At 65.1% G+C, this 13,155-nt stretch carries 13 protein-coding genes; 6 read left to right on the top strand and 7 right to left on the bottom strand.

The features are described 5' to 3' along the window. Window positions 1-148 precede the first annotated feature (148 nt). The 3 genes from zwf to JQ639_RS33475 all read left to right on the top strand — a co-directional run bounded on the left by zwf (window position 149) and on the right by JQ639_RS33475 (window position 3,155). The gene (gene zwf / locus JQ639_RS33485) at window positions 149-1,627 is read left to right on the top strand and encodes a glucose-6-phosphate dehydrogenase (RefSeq protein WP_211964534.1); all 1,479 of its coding nucleotides are present in this window, start codon (window positions 149-151) and stop codon (window positions 1,625-1,627) included. Between the two features lie 47 nt (window positions 1,628-1,674). After that, window positions 1,675-2,202 (top strand): hypothetical protein, encoded by a 528-nt coding sequence (locus JQ639_RS33480; protein WP_211964532.1) that lies wholly within the window; start codon window positions 1,675-1,677, stop codon window positions 2,200-2,202. An 89-nt stretch (window positions 2,203-2,291) separates the two neighbouring features. Beyond that, window positions 2,292-3,155 carry a sterol desaturase family protein gene (locus JQ639_RS33475; RefSeq protein ID WP_211964530.1) on the top strand — a complete coding sequence of 288 codons (864 nt, stop codon included), beginning with the start codon at window positions 2,292-2,294 and terminating at the stop codon, window positions 3,153-3,155. A gap of 16 nt (window positions 3,156-3,171) precedes the next feature. Here the strand turns inward: JQ639_RS33475 and JQ639_RS33470 are convergent, their stop codons facing one another. Both JQ639_RS33470 and JQ639_RS33465 read right to left on the bottom strand, forming a co-directional pair. Next, window positions 3,172-4,281, bottom strand: coding sequence for an AbrB family transcriptional regulator (locus JQ639_RS33470; protein WP_211964529.1), 1,110 nt, complete (start codon window positions 4,279-4,281; stop codon window positions 3,172-3,174). Beyond that, complete coding sequence (locus JQ639_RS33465; protein ID WP_211964528.1) at window positions 4,278-4,847, bottom strand: hydrolase; 570 nt, start codon at window positions 4,845-4,847, stop codon at window positions 4,278-4,280. The genes JQ639_RS33470 and JQ639_RS33465 overlap by 4 nt, the downstream gene beginning before the upstream one ends. A 103-nt stretch (window positions 4,848-4,950) precedes the next feature. Here JQ639_RS33465 and JQ639_RS33460 point away from each other — a divergent pair, with 103 nt between their 5' ends. Further along, window positions 4,951-5,577, top strand: a complete 627-nt coding sequence (locus JQ639_RS33460) for a TetR/AcrR family transcriptional regulator (RefSeq protein ID WP_211964527.1) — start codon at window positions 4,951-4,953, stop codon at window positions 5,575-5,577. 239 nt (window positions 5,578-5,816) lie between these two features. Next, window positions 5,817-7,289, top strand: coding sequence for an HAD family hydrolase (locus JQ639_RS33455; protein WP_211964526.1), 1,473 nt, complete (start codon window positions 5,817-5,819; stop codon window positions 7,287-7,289). Between the two features lie 50 nt (window positions 7,290-7,339). On the opposite strand, the gene JQ639_RS33450 is transcribed toward JQ639_RS33455, so the two are convergent. Continuing rightward, the gene (locus JQ639_RS33450) at window positions 7,340-8,221 is read right to left on the bottom strand and encodes a phytanoyl-CoA dioxygenase family protein (RefSeq protein WP_249122889.1); all 882 of its coding nucleotides are present in this window, start codon (window positions 8,219-8,221) and stop codon (window positions 7,340-7,342) included. Between the two features lie 127 nt (window positions 8,222-8,348). Between JQ639_RS33450 and JQ639_RS33445 the strand changes: the two genes are divergently transcribed. After that, window positions 8,349-8,801: a nuclear transport factor 2 family protein gene (locus JQ639_RS33445; RefSeq protein ID WP_211964525.1), complete on the top strand. Its 453-nt coding sequence runs from the start codon at window positions 8,349-8,351 to the stop codon at window positions 8,799-8,801. Window positions 8,802-8,816: 15 nt separating this feature from the next. Here the strand turns inward: JQ639_RS33445 and JQ639_RS33440 are convergent, their stop codons facing one another. The 4 genes from JQ639_RS33440 to JQ639_RS33425 all read right to left on the bottom strand — a co-directional run bounded on the left by JQ639_RS33440 (window position 8,817) and on the right by JQ639_RS33425 (window position 12,991). Continuing rightward, a complete protein-coding gene (locus JQ639_RS33440) occupies window positions 8,817-9,305 on the bottom strand; it encodes a winged helix-turn-helix transcriptional regulator (protein WP_211964524.1) in 489 nt (162 codons plus the stop codon). 113 nt (window positions 9,306-9,418) lie between these two features. Then, on the bottom strand, window positions 9,419-10,489 hold the full coding sequence (locus JQ639_RS33435) for a ligand-gated ion channel (protein ID WP_211964523.1): 1,071 nt from the start codon (window positions 10,487-10,489) through the stop codon (window positions 9,419-9,421). Continuing rightward, window positions 10,489-11,544 (bottom strand): cache domain-containing protein, encoded by a 1,056-nt coding sequence (locus tag JQ639_RS33430; protein WP_211964521.1) that lies wholly within the window; start codon window positions 11,542-11,544, stop codon window positions 10,489-10,491. The genes JQ639_RS33435 and JQ639_RS33430 overlap by 1 nt, the downstream gene beginning before the upstream one ends. Before the next feature lie 235 nt (window positions 11,545-11,779). Beyond that, window positions 11,780-12,991 carry an ABC transporter substrate-binding protein gene (locus JQ639_RS33425; RefSeq protein ID WP_371745026.1) on the bottom strand — a complete coding sequence of 404 codons (1,212 nt, stop codon included), beginning with the start codon at window positions 12,989-12,991 and terminating at the stop codon, window positions 11,780-11,782. Window positions 12,992-13,155: the final 164 nt, after the last annotated feature.

Raw genomic sequence — 13,155 nt, 5'->3', positions numbered from 1 at the left:
ATCATATACCCATTAGTTGAGCAATAACCCATTGATCACCCCGCAAAATTGCTGAATCATTGGTCAACCCGTTGCGGTGCAGCGGCGTTGCCATAGCCGGGACATCAACCCGGCTAGAGTGGTGATTCAGCATGAGCGAGAGGCGCGCGTGACCAGCAGGATCGTTCCCGTCAAACCGTTCGACCTCGTGATCTTCGGCGGCACCGGCGACCTCGCCTACCGCAAGATTTTCCCGGCCCTGTTCCACCGCTTCCGCGACCGCCAGTTCGGCGGCGACAGCCGCATCGTCGGCGCGTCGCGGCGGCCGATGCCGCGCGAGGCCTACCGCAACGCGATCCGCGACGCCCTGCTCGGCCATGCCGGCGCGACCAGCGCCGACAGCGACGTGCTGGAGGGCTTTCTCGCCACCATCGACTACATCGCCGTCGACGGCCTTGGCGACGATGGCTGGACGGAATTGCGCGACTGGTTCGGCGCGGCCTCGCCGAAGGTGCGCGGCTTCTATCTGGCCACCGCGCCGGACCTGTTTGGCGCGCTCGCGGCCAAACTCGCCGCCCACGGCCTTGTCACACCGGAGGCGCGCATCATCGTCGAGAAGCCGATCGGCACCGACGGCGCGTCCGCCGAGGAAATCAACGACGCGCTCGGCGCGGTGTTCGCCGAACGCCAGATCTTCCGCATCGACCACTACCTCGGCAAGGAGACGGTGCAGAACCTCTTGGCGCTGCGCTTTGCCAACATCCTGCTCGAACCGCTGTGGAACGCGCATTATGTCGACCATGTGCAGATCACCGTCGCCGAGGCGCTTGGCGTCGGCGGCCGCGGCGCCTATTACGACCACTCCGGCGCGCTGCGCGACATGGTGCAGAACCACCTGCTGCAGCTGCTCTGCCTCGTGGCGATGGAGCCACCCGCATCGCTCGATGCCGACGCGGTGCGCGACGAGAAACTCAAGGTGCTGCGCGCGCTGGTGCCGATCGATTCCGGCAATGCCGCCGCGCTCACCGTGCGCGGCCAGTACCGTGCCGGCGCCAGCAATGGCGACACCGTCCCCGGCTACGTCGACGACAGTGGCGTCGCGGAGAGCCGCACCGAAACCTTCGTGGCGCTCAAGGCCCATGTGTCGAGCTGGCGCTGGAGCGGCGTGCCATTCTATCTGCGCACCGGCAAGCGCCTGCACGAACAGCGCTCGGAGATCGTGGTGGTGTTCCGCCCGGTGCCGCATCTGCTGTTCAAGGGCGTCGGCGGCCATGTCGTCGACAACCGCCTGACCATTCGCCTGCAGCCCGACGAAGGCATCAAGCTGTGGCTGACCATCAAGGAGCCCGGCCCCGGCGGCATGCGGCTGAAGCAGGTGCCGCTCGACATGAGTTTTGCGCAGGCCTTCAACGCCCGCGCGCCGGAGGCCTATGAGCGCCTTCTCATGGATGTCATTCGCGGCAACGCCACGCTGTTCATGCGCCGCGACGAGGTGCGCGCGGCCTGGGCTTGGATCGACCCGATCCGCGAGGCGTGGGCGCAGGCCCCCGAACCGCCGCGCCCCTATGTCTCCGGTAGCTGGGGACCGGCAGGCTCGGTCGCGCTGATCGAGCGCGACGGCCGCACCTGGAACGAAGAGTTCGCGTAGGATCGCCAGCGAGTCGCGCCCGCCCAGCGCGGCGCGAAGGAGGCATCATGACGGTCTCGTCGTCATCACCTGCGGCCATCAGCCGGCGCGCGACACTTGCCGCGGCGCTGACGTCGATCGGCGGTCTTGCCATCGCGCGACCTGCGCTGGCGAACAACAACTTCATTCCCAATGTCGTGATCAAGCGCGACCTGTATCTCGCAATCAACGATTTCACCTGCAGCGACATCGCCCTCGCCGCGGTTGCGGCTGAGATCACCCACGGCCTTCGCAGCAGGCTCGCCATTCCGCCGATCAGCCTCCTCGACCTGTCCGACGAAAAGGTCGGGATCGAGGATCTGCCGCGCTTCGCCACGCTGCGCGCACGCCGCGCCGACGTGCTGCTGATCGGACATGTGGGCGATCATCCCAGGGGAATGAAGGTCCAGTTTCGTGTCTGGACGCTCTACAACGAGAGGAAGCTCGCGGGATTGCAGTACCTCGGCGCGCGCGACGCCGGCGGTGCGATCGCCGACGGGATCACGGTCGAGACCTACGATCGTCTTCGGGACGCCGGCGCGCTCAAGGCCAATTAGCCTGCCGCACGCCTGCCCGGCCTTGGCAGCCGTGGCCATGGTCGTGCTAGAATGCCTGACAGCGGTCGACGGGGATTGACGTAGCTGCGATGACCTTTCTGACTTCCTTGCTGGCTGCGGTCCCTGCCCAATTGGCGACCTCGCTGGCGTGGCAGGCGTTCGCGGCGTTGTTCGCGCTGTTCCTGGCGCTGGTCGTTGCCGAGTTGATCAGGCACCGGCGGATCGACCGCTATCTCGACGCATCCTTCGCGACCGACGTGCTCTACACCGTCCTCATCATCGGGGGTGTCTACGCCTGGGTGCAACAACCGCTGGTCAATCTCGTGGACGGCGCCCTGCGCCAGCACGCGCCGTTTCTCTATCTCGACCTGTTGCGGGGCGCGCCGGAGCCGCTGCAGCTCGTTCTGTTCCTGATCGCGGTCGACTTCTGCCGCTACTGGAAGCACCGCTGGCTGCACGCCGTACCCTGGCTGCAGGCCGTACACAGCATCCATCATGGCGCCGAGAATCTCACGTTTCTCACGACCTATCGCATGCATTTCGTCGAATACATCCTCGACGGCCTGATCACGCTCCTGCCCGTGGTGCTGCTCGGCATTCCGCCGGCGATGTGGCTGCCGGTCTATCTCGGCCTGATCGTGCTGAGCGCCCTGCACCACTCCGACACAGACATCAGCTTCGGCTGGCTCAACCGCATCTTCGTCTGTCCGCGCTTCCATGCCACGCACCACTCTGCGGACCGCACGGAATTCGACAGCAACTATGCCGCCATGTTCAGCGTCTGGGATGTGCTGTTCGGAACCGCAAATTTCAGGCCGACACGCCCGCAGCGCTACGGGCTGCCGCAACTGCAGATGCCGCGCTCGTTCCTCGGTCAACTGATCTTTCCGGCGCGGCTGATCGCGCGGCGATGGAAGCGCCGCAGGGAGCCCCAGGCGACCACGGCGACCTGACTCGCACCTCTGGCATTCACCCCGCGTCGCCGATATCGGCGGCATCGATCGCCCCCCCGGGCCGACGATCCAGCGTCCCTGCCACCCAGCGCGCCACCGGCGGGCCGATCACCAGCAGCAGCAGCATGCGGATGGTCTGCAGCGCCATGACGAACGGCGTGTCGACCTTGGTCGACGCCGCAATGATCGCGGCGGCATCGACGCCGCCGGGGCTTGTCGCAAGGTAAGCGGTCAGCGGATCGACATGCAGCAGCACCACCAGCAACCAGGCCAGCCCACCGCAGAACGCCATCAGCAGCACCGTGGCGCCGACGCTCGGCACCAGCATGCGCGCCGCGGCCGCGAGCACGTCGCGGGTGAAGCGCAGGCCCGTCATCCACCCGATCACGGCATAGCTCGCGATCAGCACCACCGGCGGCAACTCGATGCGGATCACGCCGCAAACGCTCGCCACCGCGGCGAACACCAGCGGGCCAAGCAGCACGCCTGCCGGAATGCGCACCAGATGCCCGACGAGGCCCCCCACAAGCGCGATCGCCACGGTCGCGGCAAACTGCGGCCAGTCCACCGGCACGAACACGCCGCCGACAAAACGGCTGCCCCCACCATGAACGAACAGCAGCGCCACCACCGACGCTGCGGCCGCCACCAGCACGACACGCAGATACTGCATGAAGGCGACCAGGCGGAAATCGGCGCCGTGGGCCTCGGCCATCACCATCATCACCGAGGCCGCGCCGGGCAGCATGCCCCACACGGCGGTGCCGCCGGGCGCGACGTGCAGCCGGCTCATGGCCCAGCCGATGGCCGTGCTCGCGGCGACAGACAGCGCCACGACGCCGACGAACACCGGCCAGTGTCCGGCGAGCCCCGTGATCACCGTCGGCGTGATCGAGCGCGCAACGAGACAGCCGATCACGGCCTGCGCCATGACGACCGGCGGACGCGGCAGCTTCACCACCCCACCCGCGACCTGCACCAGGATAGCGGCGACCAGCGGCCCGAGCATGAGCGCCGCGGGAAGGCCCGCCCATGTCAGCACGGCTGCGAGCAGCCCGGACGCCGCAAGCAGCGCGGCCCATCGCGCAGCGGTCGGCAGACGCTGCAGCGGCAGCCGCGCGGTCATGCCTGCAGCACGATGTCGCCCGCCGTGACGACGCGGCCGAGCGAGGGGAAGATGTGCTCGAACGCAAAGGCATGCATCGCCGCCGAGCGGCTGGCGCAGGCATCCTCGGCCAGCACAACGCCATAGCCGTGCTCATGCGCGGCGCGCGCGGTGGACTCGACGCCGATGTTGGTCGCGATACCGCCGATCACCACCGTGGTGATGCCGCGGCGGCGGAGCTGAAGGTCGAGTTCGGTGCCGTAGAACGCACCCCACTGGCGCTTGGTGATGCGGATGTCCGAGGGCGCGGCGAGGCCGTCGGCGAGATCCGCCCAGCCTTTGGGAAAGCCACCGGCGGGCATTTGCGGCGGACGGTCGACCGGTGCCTTCGGTGCGTCACCGAAATCGGGCGAGAATGCCACATTGACCAGCACCACCGGCGCCTTCGCGGCCCGGAAGCGCTGTGCCAGCGCCTGCCCTTTGGCGAGCACGGCAGCGCTGGGGTGCGGCTCTGTCGGCATCGCGAGGATGCCTTTCTGGAGGTCGATGAGGATCAGGGCGGTGGTGGCGGCGGGCAGAGTAAGCATAGGCGCGTCCTTTTGCCGTGGGAGCCAGCCGGCCGCCCGCCATTGCCGGCGCGGCGGAAGACGGCTAGAAAGTTGAGGATACCCTCAAACAATCTATTTGAGCATGTCCTCAACTTTGTCAAGCCCGCCCCGCAAACCGCTGCCGCCGCAGCGCGCCGTCGGCCGTCAGCGTGTCGCCGAGATCCTCGAGGCCGCTGCCGCCGTGTTCCAGGAGCGCGGCTTCGAGGCGGCGACCATGGCCGAGATCGCCGCACGGGCGGACGCCAAGATCGGCTCGCTCTATCGCTTTTTCCCGAGCAAGGACGACGTCGCTGACGCGCTGATGCAACAGTATGCCGAGGTTCTGGCGGGCGAGTACGAGGCGATGCGCGTCCGCGCCACCACCGCCACGCCCGAAGCGCTCGCCGATGAACTGATCGACCTGCTGGTGCGGCTTTATCCGCGCACCCGCGCGATCGCCGCCCTGCTCGACTCCCGCACCGACTGGACCGAGATCCGCCTGCGTTTCCGCAGCATGACACTCGCCGGCATCAAGACCGCGCTGGCCGCCTGCGCGCCCGCGCTCGACGACGCCGCCCTCGACGACATCGCCGCCGTGGTGCTCAACAACATGAAGACCATGGTCGGCATGACCATGAAGGACGCCCCCACCAGCCCCGGCGCGCCGGAGCAACTGCGGCTGATGAACCGCCTCTATCTCGCGGCGCGACTGACGCCGGGGCGGTGGTGATTGCAGAACACGATAGTGACCGACGCATGCGCGCCGTGTCGAGAAACGGCGAATTAATCGGGCACGGCTTGCATTCTCGTTTTAGATCGGTAATTTGATAGAACAAAACAAGAACAAATGGAGAGAGGATCTTAGTCCTAGTAGCCAACTATTGATTATATTAAGGGAATTCGGGCCGCACTCACCAATCATGCTGCTGGCGATATAGGTAAATTCTGTCGCGCCGGAGAGGTCTACTGATGTCTCGCAAAATCATCGATACAGTTATTCTCGACCTCGACAACACGTTGTTCGACTGGTTCGCGGTTTGGTACGCATCATTCAAGCCAATCTACGATGAGATCGTCAAAGTTAGCGGACAATCCTTGGACGAGGTCGACGCATCAATCCGTAAAGTTCACCAAGCACGCCGAACCTCTGAGTACACATTTCTCATTGAGGAAGTTGATGTGCTGGCGAAAGCACGGGCCGCTGGCAATATTCGCGACCAGTTGCGAGACGCGCTCGAACTTGCCCGACGTGACCGCGATCAGAAGCTAAAACTATACCCGAGCGTATTCCCCAGCCTTTGGGAGCTCAAAAAGAAAGGTACGAAAATTGTCGCCTATACAGAGTCGATGGGCTTCTACAGTGCCTATCGTCTGAAGCGATTTGGTCTCGATGGCGTAATCGACGTTCTTTTCAGTCCGATGGACCACGAAATACCCAATGGCGTTTCCATAGAGAAATTGCGGCGACACCCTGATGAATTTTACCAACTTCAGGTAACGGAAGTTAGGCACACGCCACCTGGCGAGTTGAAACCCAACCCACGCGTCCTGCTTGATATAATCAAGGAGATCGGCGCGAAGACCGAACGATGCGTTTATGTCGGCGATAGCCTTTTCAAAGACGTTGCTATGGCCCGCGACGTAGGGCTTCTTGACGTGCATGCACAGTACGGAGAAAGCCAGCGGCGCCCCGAATACGGGCTACTGCAGCGTGTTTCACACTGGACAGAAGCGGATGTGCAGCGTGAAAGCGCTATCACGTCCAAAGGACTCGACTTTACGCCCAGCATTGTCCTGAAGGACGCCTTCGCGGAGATCTTCATTCATTGTGATTTTGTCAAATTCGACAACCCAACACTCCCGATTAGCGCAGAACAAGAAAGCAAGAATGCTATAGAGATCTGGAAAAAGTGCACTGATGTGCACCAGCACTTCAATGACCTCGAAATGCGCACACGCAACTTCGCGATAACTGTTGTTGGCGCGCTGCTTGCCGCTATTAGCTTCACCTACCAGCAAGGCTTACAAGCAAATATTTTTGGAGTGACCTTTCCAGCAGGCGCCGGCTTCGTCGCCGCCGCACTATTTGCATGGTTCGGCTTCTTCTTGATGGATCGGTATTGGTATCACATCCTTCTCAAGGGGGCAGTTGATCATTCCGCGAAAATCGAAGCGCGTTATGCAAACACCATCCCGGAAATTGGCCTCGGAAAAACTATCTCAGAAGCGAGCCAGAACGTTAGAATATTGGGCTTCAAAATGAACTCCACCCGGAGACTTATAGCTTTTTATAGCGGGGGAGCGATACTCTTGGTTGTCCTGTTCTTGCTGCTCTTTCTTACTAAAACTGCATCACCGACGGCCAATAGTACTTCCTCTACGCCACCTGTTTCCGAAAAAAAATATATTCAGGGCTCGCTCTCTGCCCACTCTCGCCCGTGAATGTATCTCCCGCATGCCGCACCGATGGCCGATTTCACGAGCAACAGCACTCAAACGCCGAGCCACTCCAGGCCGCCGGGCAATCCGCCGACGGCGAAGTCGATCTGCAGCACGCGGCGATGGGTCGGCGCGACGGCGGCCTCCGAGGCGTGGAGGATGGGCGTCGCATACAGCCAGATGTCACCGGGTGCAGCGAGGCACGCCACCGTGCCGCAACGCCCGACGACATCGCGAATGTCGTCCTCGGCGATCCGCCCGAGCGTGTGGGAACCGGGCGCGATCAACAGCGGCGCATTGCTCGCGGGCACCGCATCGAGATGCACGCGCAGGGTCACCATGCCGGCCAGCACCGCGAACGGCGGCTCGACATGGGTCATGCCGCCCTTGACGCTCCAGGTGACGAAGCCCTCGACCGCGACGCGCTGCTGCACGGCGATGGTGCGGTCCTGATGCCAGCCCAGCGCCCAGTTGGTCGCCGGCGTCTTGTCGAACAGGATCGCGCGTACCGGATGGCCCCCATGGCCCAACGCCGACGCAGCGCAACGACCGATTGGCCCCGTCGCGGCCAGAAAGGGCGCGAGCCCATCAACGCCGCGCAGCCTGAGGCCGGCGTGATCCGCCGGCAGATGCGACAGTACCGCTTGCAACTGCCGCAGCTCACCCGTAGTCAGCGCGGCATCAAAGAGCTGCGCGCCATCGTCGGCAAAGGTCAGGCTGGCAGGCTGCACGCTTGAATCACAGAGCATCGTCACCTCGATCCACGAATCTGGAACGTGGAGCGTACCAGATCGCAAATCCTCACGAAGGACACCCCCACCGTTCCCGGTGCGCCGGAGCAACTGCGGCTGATGAACCGGCTCCACCTCGCCGCGCGGCTGACGCCGGGGGCGTCGACCTGCTGCACGCGGCCATACCACCACCAGCGGTGACAAAGGCCACGCTCCCCGCGCAGCAGCTGGAATAGTATCAGTTTGCAACTATCCGAGAATGGTACTACTCTGCAACTCTTGAAAGCGCCCCGCATGTTGGCCGGGCTGCGGTTCCTCGGCGGAGGCGTCGATGTATCACTTCTTTCTGAAACGCAGACTGCAGAGCGTGCTGTCGCGCCTCAACGCCGGCGACTATCGCTTCATCACCTGCCAGTTTCATCCCGATGCCGAGCACTGGTTCTCCGGCAGCCATGCGATGTCGGGCCGCCGCATCACCACCGCCAGCCGGGAGGCATGGTACCGCCGGCTGGCCGCGGTGTTTCCGGGGCTCAAATTCGACATCCGCAAGCTGATCGTCAGCGGAACGCCCTGGAAGAGCCTCGCGGCGGTCGAATGGGTGGACGAACTCTATGACAGGAAGGGCAACGCGCTGCCCAACGAAGGCGTGTTCGTCATCACCATCCGCTGGGGCAAGGTCACCGAGTTTCACGTCTACTGCGACACCGCCAGGATCGAGAAGAACCTTGCGATCCTCGCCACGCAGGGCGTCTCCGAAGCTGCCGCGGCGCCGATCGTCGGCTGACCGCGAGGCCCGCGCTCAATCGCTGTCCGCAACGTCCCGCGCCTTGAAGAAGGCCCGCGTCCGCTTGTCGGCGCCGGGCCCCGGCGCGAAGCGCACGCCGGCGCTGTCGAGCGAGGCTCCGGACGGGCTGCGTACGCCGAGCGGCTTGATCGCGCGGCCCGCGGTGTCGGTCACGACGACCGGCGGCTTGCCGTCGCTCTGCCATGCATCGCCCCATTGCATCAGGGCGACCAATGCCGGAAGCAACGCCCTGCCCTTGGCGGTCAGCACGTACAGCGGCCGCGCCTCCGTGCCCTGTCGCGCGAGAATATCCGCCTCGATCAGCCTCGCGAGGCGGGACGACAGGATGTTGCGCGCGATGCCGAGACTGTGCTGAAAGTCGCTGAAGCGCTTCACGCCGAACATGGCGTCACGGACGATCAGCAGGGTCCACCAGTCGCCCACCGCACCGAGGGCGCGGGCGAGCGAGCAGTTCAATCGCGACAGATCGGTCTTTCCGGGCATGCCAGGCGAGGTCCCGCTCGATAAGTTTCAAAATGAAACTTTGCGACCGGCCGGCGGAAACGTCAAGCGGCGGCTTGGCGTCGACCACTCGCGCAAGCCGAGCGGCGCACGCGTCAGCCCGGGATCGCCCGCACCGCGGCGCCGACCGACACCACCGTCATCAGCGCCGGCAGTGCCCAGCGGAATTCGCGCCGCAGCGCGATGCACAGCGCAAAGTAGCGCGAATGCGGCCGCCGGCATCCCGTCGAGATGATGGCGTCGAACAGCAGCACGGCCACGAGATAGAGATAGCCGAGCGAGATGATCTGCGCGACCGGGGTGTTCAGCGAGATCGCCCCCGGAAAGCTCGCCTCGAACGTGAAGCTGAGCGCCGCCAGCGCCAGCAGCGAGGAAAAGATCTGGGTGCCCTTGTCCTTCTCCGTCAGCCCGGGGGCCCACAGCACGAAGATCGACGCCGCCAGCACGGCCATGATCGGAATGAAGATGCGCAGCAGGTAGCGCTCCGACTGGCGGGTCAGCGTGATCGTGGCGTTGAGCCGCGAATAGGAGCGCGCATTCCAGCCCATCGCCTCCTCGTTGGAGAAGCGCAGGCGCAGCGGCTTCCAGTCGACCACCGCCAGCGCCTGCTCGATGCCGGACAGCTGGCGGTCGGTTTCGGTCGCGATCAGGATCGCATCCTGCTTGGCATAGCGCGGCAGCGAGAATTCCAGCGTCAGGTCCTGGGTGTCGAACGGAAACGCGTCCATGTTCATGCGGAAGCGGAAATTGCTCTCGTAGCGTTCGATGAACACGACGTCGCCATTGGCATAGGTCGAGACCGCCGCGGTGCGCGATTCCCGCTCGCCGATCTGGTTGTCGACGCTCAGCGCCGGGATCCAGATCGTCTTGAGATAGCCATCGGCATCCTGGCCGACGCGATCGACCCGCCCGGTACCGCGCGCGACCGCATCGAAACGCAGGCGCGGGTCGTTCCAGCGCTGGGTGACCTCGACATAGAAGCGCCCCTGCCCGGCGACCTCGGCGATGCGCAGCACATTGAGCACGCGGAGCGCGACCCGAACCCGGATCGGCAGCTCGACACCATCGGGCAGCGGCACCATGGCGTCCGGAGTGCCCTTGTCGGCGGCCGACGCCCCGGACAGGGTGGCGAGGAGCAGCGCCAGCAGCAACAGCACGCGCGCCATCAGGCGTCTCCGCGCCGCGCCATGACGTTCTGGAACAGCACTGCAAACACGACGTAGGCGATGATTGCCCCGCACAGGGCCACCACCCACAGCTCGGTCCGTGTCCGCGCACCGCCGCGCATGTCATCCTTGAGCGCGATGGTCATTCCGACGAGGCGGCCGCTGAAATCCACCAGAGGTTCGATCGCCATATTGTAGGCGCGCCCGTCGACGCGGGCCTGGCTGATCTGCAGATCACGGGTCGGCGGCACACGGCTGGTCTTGAGGAGACCGGCGAACAATTCGTCATCGGTCGAGACCGCGAGCGCGAGATCGCCGAACCGCGGCATCTTGTCGTCGATCGCCACGCCGCTGAGCGACGGCACGATCACGACCGCCAGGTTCGCATTGGTCGACGCCTTCACGAGGTCGAGGATCGGCCGGATGTCGAGACCGACCTCCATCGTTCCGGCGAACGTATCGCCCGCATTCACCACGGCGATGCCGCGGACGCCGATGCCGGCGATGCCGATTTCGACGCCGGTCTGCGCCCGCCGCGTCCGGTTCGCTGCCACCACCATGGAGCGGAACGCGGAGATGTCGTCGTTGAACGTCTCCGGCTTGTGCATGCGCAGCAGGTAGCGGATATCCCTGTTGTGATAGCCGAAGATCTGGATGCCGGCCTGACGCTTCAGGTAGTCGTACGCACTCGCCGACAGTTGCTGCAGGCTGGCGCGATCGCCCGCGGCCAGCGCGGCGCCGATGTCGCCACGGCGCGCCGTCGTCTCGGCGAGCGCGAGGGCGAACTTGCCGGCCTGGTCGAAGGCGCTGTCCAGCATGCCGGTGATCAGCTTCATCTGCGCCACGCGGTCGCGGCCGTCGGAAGCGCTCAGGGACGCCTGCAGCAGCCAGATCATGCCGGCCAGGGTGACGGCGATGACCAGCGCCACCGCGAAGGCAATCCGGGCCGGAACGCCGCGAAACACCCGCCGCCGGACCCGACCGGCGTCGGTCGACTGGCCGGGAGCGGGATGATCCGAGACGGCATCGGAGGTCGGCATGACGTGAAAGGACATGGCGTGACAGTTCGTCCCCGCGGACGCAGCAGCCCGCGTCCGGCCTTCAGCTTGGTTGCATTCAGAGCGCGCGTTGCACGTGCCCAACCGCAACGACGGGAGTCAAGCGGCGCGGCCCGATGGCGCAGAAGTCGCCTTGACTATCCGTCTCAGCCCGCCGGGGCGGCCTTCGAACCGCAACGGCTCTCCGCCTCGTCGGAGGCGGAGAGCCGTGGTCGTGGCGGCTAGCTGCGGCTTATTGCGACGCCTTCACGAAGTCCGGATATTTCAGCTTGCCTTCCGCGATCGCCTTCGGCCACACCGCGACCTGCTTGCCGCCCTGCCACTGGAACACCATGCCGGTGACGGCGCCGGGGCCGGATTTGATGGCATGGGTGAACGGGTCGCTGCGGCCGTAGAACTGGATGCGGCCGATGGTGCCGACATAGTCGGTCTTCTCCATCTCGGCGACGATCTTGTCGGCATCGGTCGAGCCGGCCCGCTGGATCGCTTCGGCGATGATGTAGACCTCGTCATAGGCGGTGTAGCCGGTATAGGCCGGCGGCGTGCCGAACCTGGCCTTGTAGGCCTGGGCGAACGGCCTGGTCTTCGGCGTCACCGCGACGTCCGGCGTCGCCACCGCGAGCGACGGCACGCCTTCGGCCGCGCCGTTGGTGTCGCCCCAGAAGGTCGGGCTCAGCGCCTGCGCGCTGATGCCGAACATCGGGATCGGCACCTGCTGGTTCTTCCACTGCACCGTGGGCTGGACGCCGACATGGGAGATGCCGGTGAGGATCACATCAGGCTTCTGCGCTTCCAGCTTGTTGAAGATCGGCGTGAAGTCGGTGGTGTCCGGCGAGAACCGCACATGGTCGACAACCTTGAGCCCGGCCTTCGGCAGGCAGTCCTCGTAGCCGGCATCGAGCGGCTTGGTCCAGGCGGCATCCTCGCTCATGATCGCCGCCGTCTTCAGCTTCATGCCGCCGACCAGCAGATCCCCAGCGGCATCGCACACCAGTTGCGCCTGCGCCGCCGAGGTCAGGTAGCCATGAAAGGTGTACTTGTTCTTGTCGTAGTCGTCGTGCACCGGCCTGGAGATCTCGTTGCTGGCGGCGCCGGGGGTGATCAGCGGCGTCTTCAGGCGCGACGCCCATGGTTCGAGCGCGAGCACGACCTCGCTGATGTAGCTGGCGATGACCGCGCTGACCTTGTCCTGGTTGACCGCACGCTGGAACGCGCGGACGGAATCCGCCGATGAACTCTTGTTGTCGTAGGTGATGATCTCGATCTTGCGGCCGTTGACGCCACCCTTCGCATTGATCTCGTCGGCGGCGATCTGCGCCCCGCCTGGCGTCGAGGCGCCGGCGATCGACTGCACCTCGGCGATGACGCCGATGCGGATCGGCTCGCCCGACTGCGCCCACGCCGGCGCGGCGAGGCCGCCTGCGACCGCGGCGATCGCCGCCATGACAAGTGCGGAGCGGTAGCGTCCTTCGAAGCACACCTTTGGCATTCGCGTTCTCCCGTTGTTGTTCTTGGTCAGGATCGTTGCCTGCGCCACCGCGTCCAGGCAGGTGGCAGCGGAGTGTAGGCCGGACACGTCCAGCCGCACAGCGGATTCCCTTACGTTGC

This window comes from Bradyrhizobium sp. U87765 SZCCT0048 (assembly GCF_018131225.1).
Lineage (GTDB): Bacteria > Pseudomonadota > Alphaproteobacteria > Rhizobiales > Xanthobacteraceae > Bradyrhizobium_A.
Note: the sequence above shows the minus strand (reverse complement) of the source record. Positions and strands in the feature narration are given on the sequence as shown.